The sequence below is a fragment of the Bradyrhizobium sp. BLXBL-03 genome, from assembly GCF_051853015.1.
Lineage (GTDB): Bacteria > Pseudomonadota > Alphaproteobacteria > Rhizobiales > Xanthobacteraceae > Bradyrhizobium > Bradyrhizobium manausense.
On sequence record NZ_CP182470.1, the window covers coordinates 216750 to 235678 of the forward strand.

At 63.8% G+C, this 18929-nt stretch carries 19 protein-coding genes and 1 pseudogene; 5 read left to right on the forward strand and 15 right to left on the reverse strand.

Annotation, left to right across the window (positions count from 1 at the left end; genetic code table 11):
• The first annotated feature begins 128 nt into the window (after positions 1-128).
• Entirely contained in the window at positions 129-413 is a 285-nt protein-coding gene (locus ACNJX9_RS01015) for a hypothetical protein (RefSeq protein ID WP_439407555.1), read from the forward strand.
• An 85-nt stretch (positions 414-498) separates the two neighbouring features.
• Here ACNJX9_RS01015 and ACNJX9_RS01020 read toward each other — a convergent pair whose 3' ends face one another.
• Positions 499-2202, reverse strand: a complete 1704-nt coding sequence (locus tag ACNJX9_RS01020) for a diguanylate cyclase domain-containing protein (protein ID WP_439407556.1) — start codon at positions 2200-2202, stop codon at positions 499-501.
• Positions 2203-2308: 106 nt separating this feature from the next.
• On the opposite strand from ACNJX9_RS01020, the gene ACNJX9_RS01025 reads away from it, so the two are divergent.
• On the forward strand, positions 2309-2998 hold the full coding sequence (locus ACNJX9_RS01025) for a YggS family pyridoxal phosphate-dependent enzyme (protein ID WP_439407557.1): 690 nt from the start codon (positions 2309-2311) through the stop codon (positions 2996-2998).
• 138 nt (positions 2999-3136) lie between these two features.
• Here the strand turns inward: ACNJX9_RS01025 and ACNJX9_RS01030 are convergent, their stop codons facing one another.
• Positions 3137-3922 carry a 2-keto-4-pentenoate hydratase gene (locus ACNJX9_RS01030; protein ID WP_439407558.1) on the reverse strand — a complete coding sequence of 262 codons (786 nt, stop codon included), beginning with the start codon at positions 3920-3922 and terminating at the stop codon, positions 3137-3139.
• 6 nt (positions 3923-3928) lie between these two features.
• Positions 3929-4498: a L,D-transpeptidase family protein gene (locus ACNJX9_RS01035; protein ID WP_439407559.1), complete on the reverse strand. Its 570-nt coding sequence runs from the start codon at positions 4496-4498 to the stop codon at positions 3929-3931.
• Between the two features lie 204 nt (positions 4499-4702).
• On the opposite strand from ACNJX9_RS01035, the gene ACNJX9_RS01040 reads away from it, so the two are divergent.
• Both ACNJX9_RS01040 and ACNJX9_RS01045 read left to right on the forward strand, forming a co-directional pair.
• Positions 4703-5389 (forward strand): response regulator transcription factor, encoded by a 687-nt coding sequence (locus ACNJX9_RS01040; protein ID WP_007598630.1) that lies wholly within the window; start codon positions 4703-4705, stop codon positions 5387-5389.
• Positions 5390-5449: 60 nt separating this feature from the next.
• Complete coding sequence (locus ACNJX9_RS01045; protein WP_057752509.1) at positions 5450-5893, forward strand: cyclic nucleotide-binding domain-containing protein; 444 nt, start codon at positions 5450-5452, stop codon at positions 5891-5893.
• 102 nt (positions 5894-5995) lie between these two features.
• Here ACNJX9_RS01045 and xth read toward each other — a convergent pair whose 3' ends face one another.
• The 12 genes and pseudogenes from xth to ACNJX9_RS01105 all read right to left on the reverse strand — a co-directional run bounded on the left by xth (position 5996) and on the right by ACNJX9_RS01105 (position 17786).
• Positions 5996-6811 carry an exodeoxyribonuclease III gene (gene xth, locus ACNJX9_RS01050; RefSeq protein ID WP_439407560.1) on the reverse strand — a complete coding sequence of 272 codons (816 nt, stop codon included), beginning with the start codon at positions 6809-6811 and terminating at the stop codon, positions 5996-5998.
• Positions 6812-7020: 209 nt separating this feature from the next.
• The gene (locus tag ACNJX9_RS01055; protein WP_057752503.1) at positions 7021-7779 is read right to left on the reverse strand and encodes an outer membrane lipoprotein carrier protein LolA; all 759 of its coding nucleotides are present in this window, start codon (positions 7777-7779) and stop codon (positions 7021-7023) included.
• Between the two features lie 164 nt (positions 7780-7943).
• On the reverse strand, positions 7944-10427 hold the full coding sequence (locus ACNJX9_RS01060; protein ID WP_439407561.1) for a DNA translocase FtsK: 2484 nt from the start codon (positions 10425-10427) through the stop codon (positions 7944-7946).
• Positions 10428-10436: 9 nt separating this feature from the next.
• The gene (locus tag ACNJX9_RS01065) at positions 10437-11651 is read right to left on the reverse strand and encodes an aminotransferase class I/II-fold pyridoxal phosphate-dependent enzyme (protein ID WP_439407562.1); all 1215 of its coding nucleotides are present in this window, start codon (positions 11649-11651) and stop codon (positions 10437-10439) included.
• Positions 11652-11868: 217 nt separating this feature from the next.
• Positions 11869-12273, reverse strand: a complete 405-nt coding sequence (locus ACNJX9_RS01070; protein WP_439407563.1) for a GFA family protein — start codon at positions 12271-12273, stop codon at positions 11869-11871.
• Between the two features lie 219 nt (positions 12274-12492).
• The gene (locus ACNJX9_RS01075; protein ID WP_057752493.1) at positions 12493-13941 is read right to left on the reverse strand and encodes an ammonium transporter; all 1449 of its coding nucleotides are present in this window, start codon (positions 13939-13941) and stop codon (positions 12493-12495) included.
• A 38-nt stretch (positions 13942-13979) separates the two neighbouring features.
• Positions 13980-14318 carry a P-II family nitrogen regulator gene (locus ACNJX9_RS01080; RefSeq protein ID WP_027535364.1) on the reverse strand — a complete coding sequence of 113 codons (339 nt, stop codon included), beginning with the start codon at positions 14316-14318 and terminating at the stop codon, positions 13980-13982.
• A gap of 397 nt (positions 14319-14715) precedes the next feature.
• A pseudogene (locus ACNJX9_RS01085) lies at positions 14716-15315 on the reverse strand (ATP-dependent Clp protease proteolytic subunit); the annotation flags it as partial.
• A gap of 41 nt (positions 15316-15356) precedes the next feature.
• Positions 15357-15716: an SRPBCC family protein gene (locus ACNJX9_RS01090; protein WP_057752484.1), complete on the reverse strand. Its 360-nt coding sequence runs from the start codon at positions 15714-15716 to the stop codon at positions 15357-15359.
• Entirely contained in the window at positions 15713-16027 is a 315-nt protein-coding gene (locus ACNJX9_RS01095; RefSeq protein WP_439407564.1) for an ArsR/SmtB family transcription factor, read from the reverse strand. The genes ACNJX9_RS01090 and ACNJX9_RS01095 overlap by 4 nt, the downstream gene beginning before the upstream one ends.
• 40 nt (positions 16028-16067) lie before the next feature.
• The gene (locus ACNJX9_RS01100) at positions 16068-17369 is read right to left on the reverse strand and encodes an ammonium transporter (protein ID WP_057752478.1); all 1302 of its coding nucleotides are present in this window, start codon (positions 17367-17369) and stop codon (positions 16068-16070) included.
• A gap of 78 nt (positions 17370-17447) precedes the next feature.
• On the reverse strand, positions 17448-17786 hold the full coding sequence (locus ACNJX9_RS01105; RefSeq protein ID WP_057752475.1) for a P-II family nitrogen regulator: 339 nt from the start codon (positions 17784-17786) through the stop codon (positions 17448-17450).
• A gap of 244 nt (positions 17787-18030) precedes the next feature.
• On the opposite strand from ACNJX9_RS01105, the gene ACNJX9_RS01110 reads away from it, so the two are divergent.
• Positions 18031-18921 carry a DUF4339 domain-containing protein gene (locus tag ACNJX9_RS01110; RefSeq protein WP_057752472.1) on the forward strand — a complete coding sequence of 297 codons (891 nt, stop codon included), beginning with the start codon at positions 18031-18033 and terminating at the stop codon, positions 18919-18921.
• Positions 18922-18929: the final 8 nt, after the last annotated feature.

An 18929-nucleotide genomic window follows, 5' to 3' on the forward strand; every position in this document is an offset into this window, starting at 1 on the left:
GTCAATGGGTTGCCGTGGCGAGCGGCCACTCGCAATCCTGCTCCGCAAAAGTACGTATATGGGTGTTGGGATCGGATTAAGGGGTCGGTGCGAGGTTGGCCCCCAATAGTGTACCCCCGCGTCAGGCAATGGCCTCAGATTTCGACGATCCCGGCTACGACTATGCCGTGTCCGTCGCCGGACGGGCCGTGCGGACCATGGCCGCGCAACGGATTCCGCCGATGCCGACCAATTTTGCGATCTGGTTCCAGTACTACGCCGGCAGCCATAATGACCTGCGCAACGCCATCGACCTGCTGATTGACCGCAACCGCCCCTTCGACGTCAGGACCAATCAGGACTTGTTCGAGACCTGTATCGCTCCCGAGGTCAGCGCCGTCGTGGTCGAGACGTCCGAGCGGCTGCAGGCCTGATGGATGCGGAAAACGAGCTCGATCGCGCCGAGGCTGCCGGCTAGAGCCAAAGCGCGATGACGATTCAACCCAATCTCATCGCGCTTTAGGCGCTCGCCGCAATCACCATACCCGCCGTGCCTTTCTCGATCGCTTGCACGCCGTGCTCGACGACATTGTTGCGGCCGCGATGCTTGGCGGCATAGAGCGCCGCGTCAGCAGCTTCGATCAGATCGCCGGGACGCAGCGACTCGTTCGGCCGGGTCGCAGCGACGCCGATTGAAACGGTGACGACCATGTGGGCCGAGGTGATGTGTGGCATGCAGAGTTTCAGCACGGCCGCGCGCACCTGTTCGCCGATCGCGACTGCGCGCATCAAGTCGGTGTTCGGCAGCAGGAGGCAGAACTCCTCGCCGCCATAGCGCGCGGCAAAGCCCATCGTATCGGCAGCGATGTCGGACAGCGACTCGCCGAGGCGCGTCAGGCAGGAATCGCCTTCGAGATGGCCGTAGGTGTCGTTGAACAGCTTGAAATGGTCGACGTCGATCATCAGCAGCGCCAGCTCGCTGCCATATTGCTGCGCGCGCATCCATTCGAAGTCGAGACGGCTCTGGAAGCCGCGGCGGTTGGCGAGGCCCGACAGCATGTCGATCGATGCCATCACCGTAAGTCGATCATTGGTCGCGATCAGCTCGCGTTCGCGCTGGCTGAGCTGCGCCGCCATGGCGTTGAAGGCGCGCGCCAGCGGCACGAATTCGGAGGGAAGGCTCTTGCGCGCGGCGCGGGCCGACAGATCGCCCTCGCCGAGACGCTTGGCCATGTCGGCAAGCATTTCGATCGGCTTGATCACGAGCTTCTCGGCGGCGATCAGCGCACCGAGCAGCACGAACATCACGACGAAAGCGAGCTGGAGATAGGCGGTGCGGATGTCGCGGCTCACCGCCGCGGACACTTTGTCTTCGTCGATGCTGGCGATCAGGCGGGCATTGGTGCCGGCGATGCGGATGAAGCTGACCGCGCGCTGCGAGCCGTCAGCGGCGAGGAACGACAACGAGCCTTCGTCCTGGTTCGAGCGCAAGGCCAGCTCGGCGATCGCCGACATCAGCGGCATGTCGTCTAGGGGCCGTCCGACGGCGCTGTGCTGGTCGGCGGGTGCGGCCAGCACGGTGCCGGTGCTGTCGACCAGCACCGCGGTAATGCCGACGCGACCGCCGAGATTGTTCATCACCTTCGACATCCAGTCGAGATTGACGGTCGCGAGCACGACAGCGTCCGCAACGCCGCTGAACGCGGAGACCGGATAGACCGCCATGACGGTCGGTGCCTGCACCGGCCGCGACAGGATGAAGTCGGACAGCACGAACCGGCCGGTCTCCTGCGCCTGCTGGAAATAAGGCCGGTCGGAGAGGTCGAGGCCGACATACATGTTGTTGGTCGCACACTGGATGCGGCCGTCCTCGCCGGCGATCAGGAGTGTGCGGATCCAGGGCAGGCTGGTCGGCAGGCTCGCGCGCAGCACGTCGCAACTCTTGCCGACGCCGCCGGCGGAGGCGCGGATGAAGGCTTCCGATTTCAGAATGGTCTCGACCGACGAGATCACCTCACGCTGCGCATCGGCGCTGTGCCGTGCAACGGTGGTGAATTCGGCCGTGGCCTGCGCGATCTGCTTGGTGCGGGTGTCTTCAAGCGAGCGGATCCGCTCGAGCATCAAGGGCGCGACCAGAATCACCGCGAGCAACGCAAGCCGGGCCCTGATGCCGAGGACCTGCTTGAGTTTTACCCGCTTGCGGTTGAAACTGACGTTTGCCATCTTCGTTACCCACCCCACGGGCAAGGTAAAGCGAAGGGTTCAAAAAGCCTTTCTTGAACTCGGTAAAATTGGAACTACCTCCTGAAGTCACGGCCCAACCGACATCATGACAGACAACAACGCCGCGCCGGTAACCGGCGATTCACCAAATGCGCTCGCCGCGGTCGAGGCGGAAATTGCACGCGCCTGCAAGGACGCGCGGCGCGATCGCGCCTCGGTGACGCTGATCGCGGTGTCCAAGACGTTCTCGGCGGATGCAATTATGCCGGTTATCGGCGCCGGACAGCGCGTGTTCGGGGAGAATCGCGTGCAGGAGGCCAAAGCCAAGTGGCCGGCGTTAACGTCTGCTTACCCCGATATCACATTGCATCTTATCGGTCCGCTGCAATCCAACAAGGCGAAGGAGGCGGTCGCGCTGTTCGATGCGATCCATTCGGTCGATCGTCCGAGCATTTGCCAAGCGTTAGCCAAAGAAATCGAATCCCAGAACAAGCACCCGCAACTCTTCGTTCAGATCAACGTCGGCGAGGAGCCGCAGAAGGCCGGCGTCGCACCCGGCGAGGCCGACGCCTTCCTCAAGAGCTGCCGCGACACCTATGGCCTGACGATATCAGGCCTGATGTGCATCCCGCCGGTGGACGAGCCGCCCGCGGCGCATTTCGCGCTCACCGCCAAGATCGCCGCGCGCAACGGCCTGACCAACCTCTCGATGGGCATGAGCGCGGATTATGCGACCGCCATCATGCTGGGTGCCACCCATGTGCGCGTGGGCAGCGCGATCTTCGGGCATCGGTAGGAGCCGTTTGCGACGATCGTGCCCGGCCAAGATTCTCGATTTCGTCATTGCGAGCGTAGCGAAGCAATCCAGAGTCCTCCGCGGAAATATTCTGGATTGTTTCGCTTCGCTCGCAATGACGGTGGAGAGAGAGGTGCGCTACACGAACCCCACCGACACCTTCCCCAGCACACCAAAATCCGCCGCAAAATGATCGCCGGCCTGGATCGGCAGCGGCGGATGGCAGGTGCCTGTCGTCACCACCTGCCCTGCCCGCAAGGTGATGCCGAGCTCGCGCAGTTCGTTGGCGAGCCAGGCGAGCGCGGCGCGGGGATCGCCGAGCACGTTCTTGCCGTGACCGAGATAACGCTCGCCGCGCAGCGTGATCTGCGGCCGCTCCTCGACGAGATCGATCGCGCGCCAATTCGCAGCCGCTGCCGGCCCCAGCACGAACAGATGCGCGCAGGCATTGTCGGCGATCAGCTGTGCCTCGCCCGCGCTGGTGAAATCGCTGAAGCGTGAATCCGGAATTTCGATCGCGGGATGCAAGGTGTCGACGGCGGCAAGCACTTCATCGGTGCTAAAGGGCGAAGACCGCGGCGCCAGGTCGCGTCCCATGCGGAAGCAGAATTCCGGCTCGCCGACGCGCATCGAATTGCCTGTCATCGATGCGGTACCGCCATCGGCGATCACGGTCTCGCTCATGATGCGGCCGGCCAGCGGCCCTGCAACATTGATGTGCTTCTGACCGGCTTCGCTCGTGGCTGCGATTTTCCAGCCGAACAAGCTTCCGAACGATTGGTTTTCGAGCACGGCCTGCACGGCGTAAGCCTCGGCCCTACTCCGCGGCCGCAGCCGCGCCTCCAGCGCGTCGAGCTTGCTGCCGTCACGCCAATGTTGAACGAGGACACGCGAAGCGGCTTCGATCTGATTCTTGTCGAGCATGTGTCCTCACCCGATGATGATTCTTGTTCTTGGTCCTATCCGCCGCAGCAGCTGCAGCATGGCCGCTCGTGTCATGGAGATGCAGCCTGCGGTCGGGCCGAAATTGTCGCGCGCCAGGTGCAGGAACACCGCGCTGCCGCGGCCGGCGATGCGCGGGCATGTGTTGTGATCGATCTCGATGATGAAATCATAGAGATGGTCGTCGCGCTTGAGCCGATCACCGCCCTCGCCCTGCCCGCGCCGGATCCACTGGTTGTAATGGCGGTCACCGGGGTCCTCGCACCAGGCGTCCGTGTCGGTGATGATGCGCGCCGGCAGAAACGTCCTGGGACGGCTGTGCCGGTCGCCCCGCCACCATAATTGCCGGGGCCGAAAGCTGCCCCTGGGAGTGCCGCCATCGCCTTCGCGCTTGTTGGCCAGAATGCCGCCGCGCCCCAGCGCCACCGGGATTGTCAGGCCGCCGGCCCTCAGCCAGCCCCTGCGCGGATTCCCGGCGGCAGGCTTAACGCGGATCGCGGAGAGTGGTCCGTTGCCTCGATTCCCGGTGTAACTAACTGACACAGCTTTGTTTTTCATGTGAAATCGCGATGTCGAATTCATTACAGGACATTCATCGAACCGTCCTGCTATTCTAGGTTAGAGTGTTTCCGGCTTGTGAATCGGTAGCAGCCCACTACTTCAACACGAACAACAATAAAAACAGCGACCCCTAAACTTTCCCATCACGGCTGGGTGCCGCATGCATGCGCGCCTCGCCGGACTCCAAAAGGATGATCCCCCATGGCCAATGCCCGCAAGATCCTGATCGTGGATGACGATACCGATCTGCGCGATACGTTGGTGGAGCAATTATCGCTACACGAAGAGTTTGAAGCCTCCGCCGTCGATACCGGCGCCAAGGGCGCCAGCGCCGCAAAAGCCAACGCCCCTGATCTTGTTCTGATGGATGTCGGCCTCCCCGACACCGACGGCCGCGAGGTGGTCCGCTCCCTGCGCAAAGGCGGCTTCAAGGCGCCGATCATCATGCTGACGGGGCACGACACCGATTCCGACACGATTTTGGGCCTGGAATCAGGGGCCAATGACTATGTCGCGAAGCCCTTCCGCTTCGCCGTGCTGCTCGCCCGCATCCGCGCCCAGCTGCGCCAGCACGAGGCCAGCGAGGACGCGGTGTTCTCGGTCGGCCCCTACTCCTTCCGCCCCGGCTCCAAGATGCTGACCGCGGCCAATGCCCGCAAGGTCCGCCTCACCGAGAAGGAAACGGCGATCCTGCGCTTCCTCTACCGGGCCGGCCAGATGCCGGTCTCGCGCGAGACCCTGCTCCAGGAGGTCTGGGGCTACAATTCCGGCGTCACCACCCACACGCTGGAAACCCACATCTACCGCCTCCGCCAGAAGATCGAGAAGGATGCCGCCAACCCGGAGATCCTGGTCACGGAAGCCGGTGGCTACAAGCTGGTGCCGTGATACGTTCCGGATACGCGCGATTCGTCGTAAATTGGCGCGTTCCTCAAGCCTCGGACCGGAATGTCAATCGACGATGACGTAGCGCTGCTTGAGCGTGTCCCGACACTGCGCCTGTTGGGAGACGCCTCGTTGCGCATGCTGGCGATCGGCTCCGAGCAGCGCGACTTCGTCCGCGGCGACATCCTGTTCAATCTCGGGGACGATGCCGACGCCGGCTTCGTGGTCCAGCGCGGCGCCTTTCGCGTCGATGACGGCGCCGGCGCCGAGATGATCGCAGGTCCCGGCACGCTGATCGGCGAGCTCGCCCTGGTCGTGCCGATGAAGCGGCCGTCCGGTGCGGTGGCGCTGGAGAACTCCTCCGTCATCCGCGTCGCACGCAGCCTGTTTCAGCGCGTGCTCGAGAGCGATCCCGCCGCCGCGGTGCGCCTGCGCGACGAATTCGCCATCCGCTCCAGCCAGATCGCCAGCGATATTCTGATGGCCGGTTCGAAGCTGAGTACGTAGCTCATGGTGCCGTAGCCCGGATGGAGCGAAGCGCAATCCGGGGCAGTCTTTCCGCACGCGAGAATCCCGGATTTCGCTGCGCTCCATCCGGGCTACGGGCGCTCACAACTCCAGCGTCACCGTCACAGGCACGTGGTCCGATGGCCGCTCCCAGCTGCGGGCATCGCGTAATATCTTGAAATCCTGCACCGCGTCCTTCAGCGCGCGCGAGACCCAGATGTGGTCGAGCCGCCGGCCGCGGTCGCCGACGGTCCAGTCGGCGGAGCGATAGCTCCACCAGGTGTAGACCTTTTCCGACATCGGAATGCGGTCGCGTGCGACGTCGACCCACTCGCCGGCCTCGAGCGCCGCCTTCAGCTTTTCGGTTTCTACAGGCGTGTGCGAGACGACCTTCAGCAGCTGCTTGTGCGACCACACGTCGTTCTCGTGCGGCGCGACATTGAGATCGCCGACCAGGATGTGACGATCCTGCTCGCGCGGATGCAGCGGCTCGCAGGCCTTCATCTCGTCGAGGAAGCGAAGCTTGTGGTCGAACTTTTCGTTCAGCGCCGGATCGGGAATGTCGCCGCCGGCGGGGACGTAGAAATTATGCAGCACCAGCGGCTTTGCGATATTGGCCTTCTCGCCGAACGAGACCGAGATATGGCGCGAATCCACCTTGTCGCAGAAGGTGCGGATGTCGGTCGACTCGAACGGAATCTTCGAGACGATGGCGACACCGTGATAGCCCTTCTGTCCGTTCAGCGCGACATGCTCATAGCCGAGTCGCTTGAAGCGCTTCAGCGGAAAGGCATCGTCGATGCATTTGGTCTCCTGCAGACACAGCACGTCCGGCCGCGCGCTTTTGAGAAATTTCGCGACCAGATCGATGCGCAGCCGCACCGAATTGATGTTCCAGGTTGTCAGGGAAAGACGCATGGGAGGTGCGTCTTAGCATGGATTGGCGTGGGCGAAATGCCTGTCCACAGGGACGGTGCCGTAGGGTGGGTTAGCCGTGCAGGTGCGCGAAGCGCATCTGCTCGGCGTAACCCACCAACCTCTGCATCCGCGGAGCCAAACAGTGATGGGTTACGCCTCGCGGTTTGCGCTTCGCGCAATCGGCGGGGCTAACCCGCCCTACGGCGCCGTCAGCCCGGCGACGGCACGTTGTAATTGGTGAAGTCGATCTTGAACATGTTCGGATCGAGCTTCTTGGTCGTGTCCAGATTGTAGACCGCAAATGTGGTGTCGTAGCCTTGCGGATCGGTCACGGTCCATTGCTTCAACTGCCCGTCCTTGGCGCCGAGCATCAGCAGGAGGCGGCTGGTGCCGACCAGTGCCTGCTTCTCCTCGATCGTGACGCTGATGAAGAGGTCGTCGGCGGAGACGTTGACGACGTTGGTGTCCTTCATCAGGTCGATGCGATCGGACAGCAGGAAGCGGAGCGGCGTCTGCGACAGCGGATAGACGTCTTGCGTCGCAAGCTTGCGATCGCGCACCACGACGGAGGATCCATCGGCGACGATGTCGATCGGGCTCGGCGGATCATATTCGACGCGCATCTTGCCCGGTTTCTGGATGTAGAAATCGCCCTGCGTCTTGCTGCCGTCGGGGCCGACCTGGACGAAATTTCCGACCAGTGTCTGCAGCGATGACAGATACGCACTGACCTTGGCGGCCTGCGCCTTCTGCTTGTCGTCGAAGGTCTGGAAGATGCTGCTCGGCACGTTGCGGCGCGGATCCGGAATGATCGGATTCGGTGGCGCTTGCGTTGCGCCTGAGATCGCCGGTCCGCCCGATGGCGGAGCGGCGTCACGCGCCTTCGGCGCCGGCTTCGGCACGGGGACCGTCTGCGCGACCGAGGCTACGGTCATCGTCGCGGCGGTGACGAGAAGCACGCCGGCCACGCGCGCGCTGCGCGCGGCGAGAGAGGCTGCGAATCCAAGGTCCGGATGTCTGGTCAACGCGTCGTCCTAACGTGGCTGGCGCCGTTTTAGCGTGATTTCGGGCAAAAGCAGAGATCGAATTTGCGTGACAATAGCGTTCGGAGGCGGGTGGGTCGCTCGTTGCCTCACATGTGACTGTCTTCTTCCTCGACCAGAATCTCGCGTTTGCCGGCGTGATTGGCGGGTCCGACAATGCCTTCCAGTTCCATGCGCTCCATCAGCGATGCAGCACGGTTGTAGCCGATTTGCAGGCGGCGCTGGATGTAGCTGGTCGAGGCCTTGCGGTCGCGCTTGACGATCGCGACGGCCTGCTGGAACAGATCGCCGCCACCATCCGCACCCATGCCGCTGGCGTCGAACACGGCGCCGCCATCTTCGTCCTCGGTCGGCTCTTCGGCCGTGACTGCTTCCAGATATTCCGGCTGGCCCTGCGTCTTGAGATGGCGCACCACCTTCTCGACTTCCTCGTCCGAGGCAAACGGCCCGTGCACGCGGCTGATGCGGCCGCCGCCGGCCATGTAGAGCATGTCGCCCTGGCCGAGCAGCTGCTCGGCGCCCATCTCGCCCAGAATGGTGCGGCTGTCGATCTTGGAGGTGACCTGGAAGGCGATGCGGGTCGGGAAGTTTGCCTTGATGGTGCCGGTGATGACGTCGACCGAGGGACGCTGTGTCGCGAGGATCACATGCAGGCCGGCGGCGCGCGCCATCTGCGCGAGGCGCTGCACCGCGCCTTCGATGTCCTTGCCGGCGACCATCATCAGGTCGGCCATTTCGTCGACGATGATGACGATGTAGGGCAGCGGATCGAGCGAGAGCTTCTCTTCCTCGTAGATCGCCTTGCCGGTTTCCTTGTCAAAGCCGGTATGCACCGTGCGCGTCGGCTCTTCGCCCTTGGCCTTCAACTCGAGCAGGCGCGTGTTGTAGCCGTCGATGTTGCGCACACCGAGCTTGGCCATGTTCTTGTAGCGCTCTTCCATCTCGCGCACGGCCCATTTCAGCGCGACCACCGCCTTCTTCGGGTCGGTCACGACGGGCGTGAGCAGATGGGGAATGCCGTCATAGACGGAGAGTTCGAGCATCTTCGGATCGACCATGATCAACCGGCACTGATCGGGGCGCAGCCGGTAGACCAGGCTGAGGATCATGGTGTTGATCGCAACCGACTTACCGGAGCCGGTGGTACCGGCGATCAGCATGTGCGGCGTGCGTGCGAGATCGATGATGACGGGGTCGCCGCCGATGGTCTTACCAAGGCAGAGCGGCAGCTTCGCGACCGTGTCGGTGGCTTCCTTCGCCACCAGCAATTCGCGCAGGTAAACCTTCTCGCGGTGCGCGTTCGGCAACTCGATGCCGATGGCGTTGCGGCCGGGCACGACCGCGACGCGCGCCGACAGTGCGCTCATCGAGCGGGCGATGTCGTCGGCAAGGCCGATCACGCGGGATGATTTGATGCCCGGTGCCGGCTCGAGCTCGTACAGCGTGACGACGGGACCCGGATTGGCCTTCACGATCTCGCCGCGGACGCCAAAGTCCTGCAGCACGCCTTCGAGCGAGCGCGAATTGGTCTCGAGCTCGGCCTTGCTGAGCGGCTGGCGATCGCCGGCCTTCGGCGCGGCCAGCATGGAGACGGAGGGAAGATCGAACTTGTCGGAGCCCTTCTTGGGCGCCGCCTTCGGCGCAGCCTTCTTGCGCGAGGTGCGCGCGGGCGCCTCTTCCTCTTCTTCCTCCTCCTCGACTTCTTGCTCGTCGTGCTCGTCCTCGTAGTCGTCGTCTGCGGCCTGCGGCGAGATCGAGGGCGCGGCGCGGCTGCCACCAAGATTGGGCTCCTGCCGACTGAACGAAGCCGGCTTGGTCTTGCTGCCGCTTGAAACCAGCGAGCGATAAGCAGCCCCACAAAGCCAGATCAGGCGTGCCTTGGTGCTCATCAGCGCGTGGAACAGAAAGCCCAACGACACCGAACCGCGATCGCTGTCCTCGCCGTCTTCGAGCGGCTTGTCGTCGTCCTCGATCTCCGCAAGCTCCTCGTCATGCTCGCGCGCGCCGAGGCCGCAGGCGATCAGGAAGGTTGCGGTGAGCGCCACGAACAGGATAGCGCCGAGCACGATGCGATAGATCGCGCCAGGCGGTCCGAAGATCACCGCTGGGGCGCGCACCAGCGCATCGCCAACCACGCCGCCGAGCCCGGTCGGCAGCGGCCAGGCGCCGCCATGCGGCCAGCAGCTGACGAAGCCCGCCGCGATCACCGTGCACAGAATCCAGCAGCCGAGCCGCAGCGCCTCGCGGTCGAACGGGCGGTGGGTCATCATGCGCCAGCCCCACACCGCGACCGTCAGGATCAGCATGATGGCGCCGAGGCCGAGGATCTGCATCGCGAGGTCGGCGCCGATGGCGCCGGCATAGCCGAGGACATTGTGGATCGGCCGTGAGGTCGCGTGGCTGAGGCTCGGGTCCTGCACCGACCAGGTCATCAACGCGGCGGAGGCGACGCCCGAGAGCGTGACCAGGCCAAAGCCGGTCAGCTCGCGCAAACGCCGGCTCAGCGCTTCGCGGATCGAAGGCGGCAGATGGCCGACCAGGGGAATCACACGTTCGATTGCCGACATGCTCATGGGCCCCGCCTAACCCAGAGTTTCGACCAGCCGGTGCAGCGCCTGCGCCGTGGTCTCACTGTCCTGCACCAGCGCCAGGCGGATGTAGCCGGCACCGGGATTGAAGCCGTCGGGCTGAAGCCGCGCCAGATAGGAGCCGGGCACCACGCGCACGCCGGCCTCCCTGAAGAGCTTCAGAGTCACGGCGACATCGTCGCCGATCTCTGACGTGTTGAGCCAGACGCAGAAGCCGGCATCAGGCCGGCGATAGCCGTAACGATTGCCGATGATCTGGTCGGCGAGATCGAACTTGATCCGGTAGAGCCTGCGGTTCTCCTCGACATGCGCCTCGTCGCCATAGGCGACGATCGCGACCTGCTGCAACGGCATCGGCACCTGGGGAGCTGCGATGTTGCGCAGCTCCAGGAACTTGCCGATGAACGTCTTGTCGCCGGCGGCGAAGCCGACGCGCAGGCCCGGCAGGTTGGAGCGTTTCGACAGCGACTGGAACGCGGCGACGCGGGTGAAATCGGGCCCTGCGCATTCGAGCGCGCTGCCCGGCGCCTGACGGGTGTAGATTTCCGAATAGCACTCGTCGCTGAGGATCATGAAGTTGTGGCGATCGGCGAGGCTTTTCAGGCGGGTGAAATAATCGCGCGAGGCGACCGAGCCCTGCGGGTTGGCAGGCGAGGCCAGATAGAACGCCACGGTGCGCGCCAGCGTCGCCTCGTCGATGGCATCGAGATCGGGCAGGAAGCCGTTTTCGACCGTGGTCGGCAGATAGACCGGCTCGCAAGCCGCTGCACCGGCGCCGGCGCCGTAGACCGGATAGAACGGGTTCGGCATCAGGATCGCGGGCTTGCCGGGCTTCGGGCCGACATAGCGTGCCGCCGCGATCGCGGCGAGGAACAGCCCCTCGCGGCTGCCATTGAGCACGAGAAGCTCGCTTTTGGGGTCGAGCGCGCGCGGCAGCTTGAAACGCGACGACAGCCAGGCGCTCGCAGCGTTGCGGAACGGCTCCATGCCCTGGTTCATCGGGTAACGGCCGAAATCGGCGATGTGCTTGGCCAGCACCGGGCCGACGAAGTCGGGCACGGGATGCTGCGGCTCGCCGACAGCCAGCGAAATCAAGGGCTTGCCGGGCTCATGCGGAGCCAGCAGCTCGTTCAGCCGGACGAAGGGCGAGCGTTGGTTGTCGGAGCTTCCACTGGCCTGCGGCGCACGGGATGAAGCGGTCATGACCATTCTGGGCGCCAGTACTCTCGGAACGGCCGGTCGCGCGCTGCGCGCCGGCGGGAAAGCGGTTCAGTTCACCATAGATAGGGCGAGGTTAAGACGCGATTAACCATCGGCGGGCCGCTCCGTCCAGAGCCGGAAAAATGAGGCCGGATAACAACGGGATGGCGGGGTGGTCACCTCTCCCCCAAGGCACGCGGGGGAGGGAGCGCACCGTCATGGTGGCTTAATGCCCCGGCAGCTTCTCGAATGTCATCATCCCCGCGGGGATCGCGTGGAACTCCTGCTTGTCGCAGGTGTAGATCGCCACCTGCGGCTGGAATTGTTCCGGCTCGTCCAGGGTGCCGACCTTGACCACGACGGCCGGCAGGCCGGGTATTTTCGTGATGAGATGGGTGCCGCACTCGGGGCAGAAATCGCGCGTGACGGCGCGCTCGAGGTCCTTGCGGGTGAACTGCTTGGGCTGGCCAGTGATGTAGGTGAAGCCGTTCGCCGGCATCGCGATGAAGGTGTTGGGTGCGCCGCCTGAGATGTACTGGCACTCGCGGCAGTGACATTGCCCCTGCATCATCGGATCGCCCTCGGCCACGTAGCGCACCTCGCCGCAATAGCATCCGCCTTCCAAGCGCATCACGACCTCCCGTGTTGTTATTCGTTGTGGTCGTTATTTCTGCGCCGGCAATCTGGAATGGCAATGCTTTTCTTAGGTCGCCGGACCTAAAAGCAATCTGGCAAAAAAAGGGGCTCCAACTTGCGCTGGAGCCCCTCAACGGTCGGGGCATTGCCGGGTATGTGCCCAAACCGTAGGAGTGGACGCGATCTCAAGGGAAATCGCGGCCGGGAGGAGACGTTACATGTTGTAGGCGCGCTCGGTGTGCTCGGTGATGTCGAGGCCTTCACGCTCGGTCTCGACATTGGCGCGGAGGCCAACGATCACATCGACGACCTTGTAGAGGATCGCCGAACCGATGCCCGACCACACCAGCGTGGTGCCGACCGCCTTGAGCTGGGACAGCATCTGCGCAGCGAAGTCGTAATCGGCAACCTTCGGCGGGATCGCGGTGTAGTCGATGATGCCGGCGCCGCCGAGAGCCGGGTTCACCAGGATGCCGGTGCCGAGGGCGCCGACGATGCCGCCGATGCAGTGCACGCCGAACACGTCGAGCGAGTCGTCGTAGCCGAGCGCGTTCTTCACCACGGTGCAGAAGAACAGGCAGACCACGCCGACCACGAGACCGAGGACGATCGCACCCATCACGCCGGCGAAACCGGCGGCAGGCGTGACGGCCACGAGGCCCGCGACAGCGCCGGAGATGACGCCGAGCACCGACGGATGACCCTTCACGATCCACTCCGCGAACATCCACGACAGCGCGGCGGCTGCGGTGGCGACGAAGGAGTTGGTCATGGCGAGCGCAGCGCCGCCGTTGGCCTCCAGGTTGGAGCCGGCGTTGAAGCCGAACCAGCCGACCCAGAGCAGCGAGGCGCCGATCATCGACATGGTCAGCGAGTGCGGAGCCATCAGCTCCTTGCCGTAACCGACGCGCTTGCCGATCAGGAGGGCGCCGACCAGGCCGGCGATGCCGGCGTTGATGTGCACCACGGTGCCGCCCGCGAAGTCGATCGCGCCCGCCTTGAAGATCCAGCCGGCGTCGGCGTTGATCTCGTCGAGCTTGGCTTGAGCCGCGGTCTTCGCCGCCGCATCACCCGCAGCCGCCAGAGCCTTGGCCGCGTCCTGGATCGCGTCCGGGCCGGGCCAGTACCAGACCATGTGCGCGATCGGGAAGTAGATCAGCGTGACCCAGAGCGGGATGAAGAGCGCGACGGCCGCGAACTTCATGCGCTCGGCGAAGGCGCCGACGATGAGGGCGGGCGTGATCGCCGCGAAGGTCATCTGGAAGCACACATAGACGAGCTCCGAGATGTTGGCGTCGACCGAGAAGGTTGCGGCCTTCGAGTCGGTGGTGACGCCCATCATGAAGGCCTTGGAGAAGCCGCCGATGAAGTCGGAGCCGCCGGTGAAGGCGAGGCTGTAGCCGTACACGGCCCAGATCACGGTGACGACGCAGACGGTGTAGAACACCTGCATCAGGACCGAGAGCATGTTCTTGGAACGAACGAGGCCGCCGTAGAACAGCGCGAGACCCGGGATCGTCATCAACAGCACGAGGACTGTCGATGTCAGCATCCAGGCGTTATCCCCCTTGTTGACCGTTGGCTCGGCATAGGCTGCGGTCGCAGCGAAAAGGCCGACTGCGAGAGCCGCCAATCCCGCGCCATAGGGACGCTTAAACGTCATTGCATTTACTCCTGATTGAATTTTGGTTGAGCGCGAAATCAAAGGGCCGCGGCGTCGGCCTCGCCGGTGCGGATGCGGACCGCATGGTCGAGGTTGATGACGAAGATCTTGCCGTCGCCAATCTGTCCGGTTTTCGCAGCGGACGTGATGGCGTCGATGGTTTTGTCGACCTGCTCGGAGGCGACAGCGACTTCGATCTTGATCTTGGGCAGGAAGCTCACGGCATATTCGGCGCCGCGATAGATTTCCGTATGGCCTTTCTGCCGGCCATATCCCTTGACTTCCGTCACCGTGAGACCGTGAACGCCAATGGCGGTCAGGGCGTCACGGACTTCTTCCAACTTGAATGGCTTGATAATCGCCATAACAATTTTCATGGGTCCTATCCCCGCTTGGGCCCGGTCCGGACATGGCCGGGCGTTTCTCGACTGGTTCGCCACGAGGGAGACGTTTCACTACGCGGGCACAGCCACGCGCCGTAGAATCAAATGCCGTGCCAGATCGGGCGGGTTGCCTAACGGACTATGAAAACGGGTGTTTTCGCGCCCAGCTTGTATTGCGGTGCAGTGCGCCAATACGTCGCGCTCAAAACGTGATCAGGACTGATCAAAATACAGGCACGACAGGCTGCCGACACAATGTTGCTCATGCGTCGGGCAGCAAAAAGGTATTTTATTACGGGGAGGGGCTCATCGGAGGCGCCGCTGAGCTGCAGAAGATGGAGCGCGATCTTCGGCTGCTTACAGGATGGTCGGAACCGACCAAGGACAATCTGGCCGGGGCGCGTTCCGTGAACACCCGGTCGACCAGGCCCCATTCAACCCCCTGCTGGGCGGTCATGAAGTGATCGCGGTCCAGGGTGCGCTCGACCTCCGCTTCGCTACGGCCGCAATGCTGCGCATAGAGCCGGATGATGCGCCGCTTGGTTTCCTGCATCTCGTTGGCATGGATCAGGATGTCGGACGCCTGACCCTGGAAGCCGCCGAGCGGCTGATGCACGTGAAGGCTGGCATTGGGCAGCGCGGCGCGGTGACCGGGCTCGCCGGCCATCAGCAGGAATGAGCCCATCGAGCGTGCCGTGCCCATGCACAGCGTATGCACCGGCGCCTTGATGAACTGCATGGTGTCGTACATCGCCAGCCCGGAGGTGACGACGCCGCCGTAGGAATTGATGTAGAGATTGATCGGCCGGTTCGGATTCTCTGCTTCCAGAAACAACAGCTGTGCGCAGACCAGGCCCGACATCGCGTCGTTGACCTCGCCGTTGAGGAAAATGATGCGCTCGCGCAAGAGGCGCGAATAGATGTCGAATGATCGTTCGCCGCGCGCGGATTGTTCGACGACCATAGGCACGAGCTGAAGCATGTCGCGCATCGGCGACCTCCATGTCTAGAGGTGATGAAGTTTGTTGGTGGTTAGGCCGCCGCGCGCATCACGCAGCAATTGCTGTTGGCCGGCTGCGGCAGCTTGGCGCAGGCCTGCTGAATGATGCGAAAGCGCGTGCCGCCTGACACGTTCGGCTCGATCTTGAAGATGACCTGGCTTTCGCGGAACGGCGGCTCGGAATCGCGCATCCGGTAGCGCACCTCTGCGCCGGGAATCGATGTTTCAGGTTCAGTGCCGGCCAGGTCGCAATCCGGCAGCCAGCGCTCGCGCAATTCGGGAATCGTCACCGCGCGCCAGACTTTTGCAGGCGGTGCATCGAATTCAAACTCGAGCACCAAGGCTTCTTCGACTTTGTCTTCGGAGGGATCAGGCTTTGCGGCGTCGCTCATTCATCCATCTCCTTCAGGAGGTCGGCGAGTGCGTCCATGCGCTTCGGCCAATAGGCGCGGTAGCGCGCAAGCCAGGCCCCGATGGCGACAATTCCTTCGGGATCGACTTCGTAATTCACAAAGCGGCCCTGCCGCTGTTCGCGCACGAGACCTGCCGCGCGCAGCACTGAAAGATGTTGCGACATCGCCGGCTGGCTGATCTCCAGGCCGTCGCGCAAGGCGCTCGCATTGAGGCTGCCGCCGGCGAGCTTCTCAAAGACCTTGCGGCGGGTCGGGTCGGCCAGCGCCTTGAAGATGTCGGCTTCGATCATGGCAACACATAAGCATGCGCTTATGTATTGCGCAAGCCCCTTACTGGAGCGCCTCACCGTGCTGTGAAATGTCGAGCCCCTCGAGCTCGTGCTCCGGCGAGACGCGCAACGGCACGAACAGGCCGACCAGCTTGAGCAGGATGAAGCTCACGCCCGCCGACCAGGCGAAGGTGACGGCGACGCCGTAGAGCTGGATCAGCAATTGCTGCGGATGCCCTTCGAGCAGGCCGGCGGTGCCGCCGATCGCGCTGGTGGCGAAGACGCCGGCGAGCAGCGTGCCGGTCAGCCCGCCGATGCCGTGTACGCCGAACACGTCGAGCGAGTCGTCGTAGTTGAAGCGGTGCTTCAGCCAGGTGCAGGCCCAGTAGCAGACTGCGCCTGCGGCGATGCCGATGACGATGCCGTGCCACGGTGCGACAAAGCCCGAGGCCGGCGTGATGGTGCCAAGGCCGGCGACCGCGCCCGAGATCATGCCGAGCACGGAGGGCTTGCGTCGCGTCGACCATTCGATCGCGCCCCAGGTCAGCGCGCCGGAGCAGGCTGCCAGATGCGTTGCGATGATCGCCATCACCGCGCGCGAATTGGCCGCACCCGCCGAGCCGCCGTTGAAGCCGAACCAGCCGACCCACAACAGGCCCGTGCCCATCACCGCCAGCGACAGATCGAACGGCGAAAGATTTTCGGTGCCATAGCCGTGCCGCCGTCCCATCACCTTTGCCGCGACGAGCCCGCCGGTGCCGGCCGACAGATGCACGACGAGGCCGCCGGCGAAATCCAGCACGCCCATGCTGTTGAGGAAGCCGCCGCCCCAGATCCAATGCGCCAGCGGAATGTAGACGAAGATGAACCAGGCGACCGAGAACAGCAGGTAGGCGGAGAACCGCATCCGGTCGGCGACCGAGCCCGCGACCAGCGCCACCGTGATGATCGCAAACGTCATCTGGTACAGCATGAACAGCGCTTCGGGGATCGTCTTCGCTGCCGGGCTGACGCTGTCCATGGTCATGCCGGCGAGGAACCAGCGATCGAGCGTGCCGAGCCATGGGCCGTCGCCGACGAAGCACAGCGAATAGCCGAACGCCACCCAGAGAATGGAGATCAGGGTCACCGCGGCAAGGCTCTGCGCCATGGTCGCGAGCACGTTCTTCTTGCGCACCATGCCGGAATAGAACAGCGCCAGTCCTGGGATCGTCATCATCAGCACCAGCGCGGTGGCGACGATCATCCAGGCGGTGTCGGCGGTGTTGATCTCTGATGTCGCGGCCCGCGCCGGCGCAGCCTTGAACAACGCAAACCCAATCGGCGCAGCCATAGCGGCTACGCGGCGCAACAATCCCGCCATGTCATTTTCCCCGGCATAGTGATGGCGTCGCACGCTGTGGCGTCGTTGCCGATGCGATCGACGATGAAGAACTTGGAGCTAGAGCGCGTCGCTGTCGGTCTCGCCGGTGCGGATGCGCAGCGCATGGTCGATCGGCGTGACGAAGATCTTGCCGTCGCCGATTTGCCCGGTGCGCGCCGTGGCTGTGATCACCGCGACCGCCTTCTCGGCGACGTCGGAGGCAACCGCGATCTCGATCCGCAGCTTGGGCAGGAAGTTCACGACGTATTCCGCGCCGCGATAGATCTCGGTGTGCCCCTTCTGGCGGCCATAGCCCTTCACCTCGGTCACGGTCATGCCGTGGACGCCGATCGCCGTCAGGGCCTGACGGACTTCATCGAGCTTGAAGGGTTTGATGATCGCGACGACGAGTTTCATGATTCAGCCTGTTCCCCGGGATGCGCCCGCCGTGTGTCCCCGGCGATGCGTCAATCTGGCATCTTTCCGGGCAAATGGCACAAAAAACTTGCAGATTGAAGCGGAAAAACGCTTGGCCAAGGGCGGTCATGTGAACGGCCGCCTCTGTACAGGGCATCCGTTCGTCGCTCACAATGCATTTTTGGCATGGATGCGGTGAACCCGCGCCGGCTGAGCGGTACATAAGTATTTTGGGGGGCGCGTCATGGCGAGTTGGTTCTACGCATCCGAGGGCAAGCAGCAGGGACCCTATCCGGAGGGGCAATTCCGCGACCTGATCGCGCAAGGCGTCGTGCGCGCGGATACGCTGGTGTGGTCCGAGGGCATGGCCGGCTGGCAGAAGGCCGCCGAAATTCCTGGATTGATCTCCGGCGGCGGCTCGCCGCCGATCATTCCGACCGGGGGGCCGCCGATGATGGGTGGTGGCGCCTATACCGGCGCGGGCAGCGCCGCCGGCGGATCGCTGTCGGTCGATTTCGGGATCGTCGACTTCACCTGGCGCACGCTGGTGATGCTGATCCTCTCGTGCCTCGTCATTCCGGTGCCGTGGGTGTTCGTCTGGTACACGAAATGGATCGTATCCTGCGTCAAGGTCCCGGGGCGGCCGAACCTGTCCTTCACCGGCAATGCAATGACGATGGTGCCCTGGTTCTTCGGCTTCATCGTTCTGGCAATTGTGATCGGCTACATCGGCAGCCAGATCCTGAGCACCGCTTTCTACATCGTCCAGATCGTTCTCTACTGGATGCTGCTCAAATGGATGATCGCGAACATCGCATCCAACGGGCAGCCGCTCGGCCTCAGCTTCAACGGCTCGGTGCTCGGCTATATCGGCTGGAACCTGTTGTTCGCGATTTCCCTCATCACCATCATCGGATGGGCCTGGGTCGCGGCCGCCCAGCTGCGCTGGATCTATCGCAATATCGAGGGCACGCGTCGGGAGATCATTTTCAGGGGCAGCGGGCTCGGGATTCTCTGGCGCGGCATCGTGGCGGCGATCCTGTGCAGCTTCATCATCCCGATTCCGTGGGTCTATCGCTGGATCATGAACTGGTTCGCATCGCAGACCGAGCTCGCGCCGCGCGGATCGATGTAACCACAATC

Coding starts and splice junctions, on each gene's coding strand:
- ACNJX9_RS01060 (WP_439407561.1), bottom strand. CDS start 10,427: ATGAGCATGTCGGCAATCGAACGTGTGATTCCCCTGGTCGGCCATCTG.
- ACNJX9_RS01045 (WP_057752509.1), top strand. CDS start 5,450: ATGTCAATCGACGATGACGTAGCGCTGCTTGAGCGTGTCCCGACACTG.
- ACNJX9_RS01090 (WP_057752484.1), bottom strand. CDS start 15,716: ATGAGCGACGCCGCAAAGCCTGATCCCTCCGAAGACAAAGTCGAAGAA.
- ACNJX9_RS01110 (WP_057752472.1), top strand. CDS start 18,031: ATGGCGAGTTGGTTCTACGCATCCGAGGGCAAGCAGCAGGGACCCTAT.
- ACNJX9_RS01015 (WP_439407555.1), top strand. CDS start 129: ATGGCCTCAGATTTCGACGATCCCGGCTACGACTATGCCGTGTCCGTC.
- ACNJX9_RS01105 (WP_057752475.1), bottom strand. CDS start 17,786: ATGAAACTCGTCGTCGCGATCATCAAACCCTTCAAGCTCGATGAAGTC.
- ACNJX9_RS01095 (WP_439407564.1), bottom strand. CDS start 16,027: ATGATCGAAGCCGACATCTTCAAGGCGCTGGCCGACCCGACCCGCCGC.
- ACNJX9_RS01035 (WP_439407559.1), bottom strand. CDS start 4,498: ATGAAAAACAAAGCTGTGTCAGTTAGTTACACCGGGAATCGAGGCAAC.
- ACNJX9_RS01100 (WP_057752478.1), bottom strand. CDS start 17,369: ATGGCGGGATTGTTGCGCCGCGTAGCCGCTATGGCTGCGCCGATTGGG.
- ACNJX9_RS01040 (WP_007598630.1), top strand. CDS start 4,703: ATGGCCAATGCCCGCAAGATCCTGATCGTGGATGACGATACCGATCTG.
- ACNJX9_RS01025 (WP_439407557.1), top strand. CDS start 2,309: ATGACAGACAACAACGCCGCGCCGGTAACCGGCGATTCACCAAATGCG.
- ACNJX9_RS01020 (WP_439407556.1), bottom strand. CDS start 2,202: ATGGCAAACGTCAGTTTCAACCGCAAGCGGGTAAAACTCAAGCAGGTC.
- ACNJX9_RS01070 (WP_439407563.1), bottom strand. CDS start 12,273: ATGCGCTTGGAAGGCGGATGCTATTGCGGCGAGGTGCGCTACGTGGCC.
- xth (WP_439407560.1), bottom strand. CDS start 6,811: ATGCGTCTTTCCCTGACAACCTGGAACATCAATTCGGTGCGGCTGCGC.
- ACNJX9_RS01065 (WP_439407562.1), bottom strand. CDS start 11,651: ATGGTCATGACCGCTTCATCCCGTGCGCCGCAGGCCAGTGGAAGCTCC.
- ACNJX9_RS01075 (WP_057752493.1), bottom strand. CDS start 13,941: ATGACGTTTAAGCGTCCCTATGGCGCGGGATTGGCGGCTCTCGCAGTC.
- ACNJX9_RS01080 (WP_027535364.1), bottom strand. CDS start 14,318: ATGAAAATTGTTATGGCGATTATCAAGCCATTCAAGTTGGAAGAAGTC.
- ACNJX9_RS01030 (WP_439407558.1), bottom strand. CDS start 3,922: ATGCTCGACAAGAATCAGATCGAAGCCGCTTCGCGTGTCCTCGTTCAA.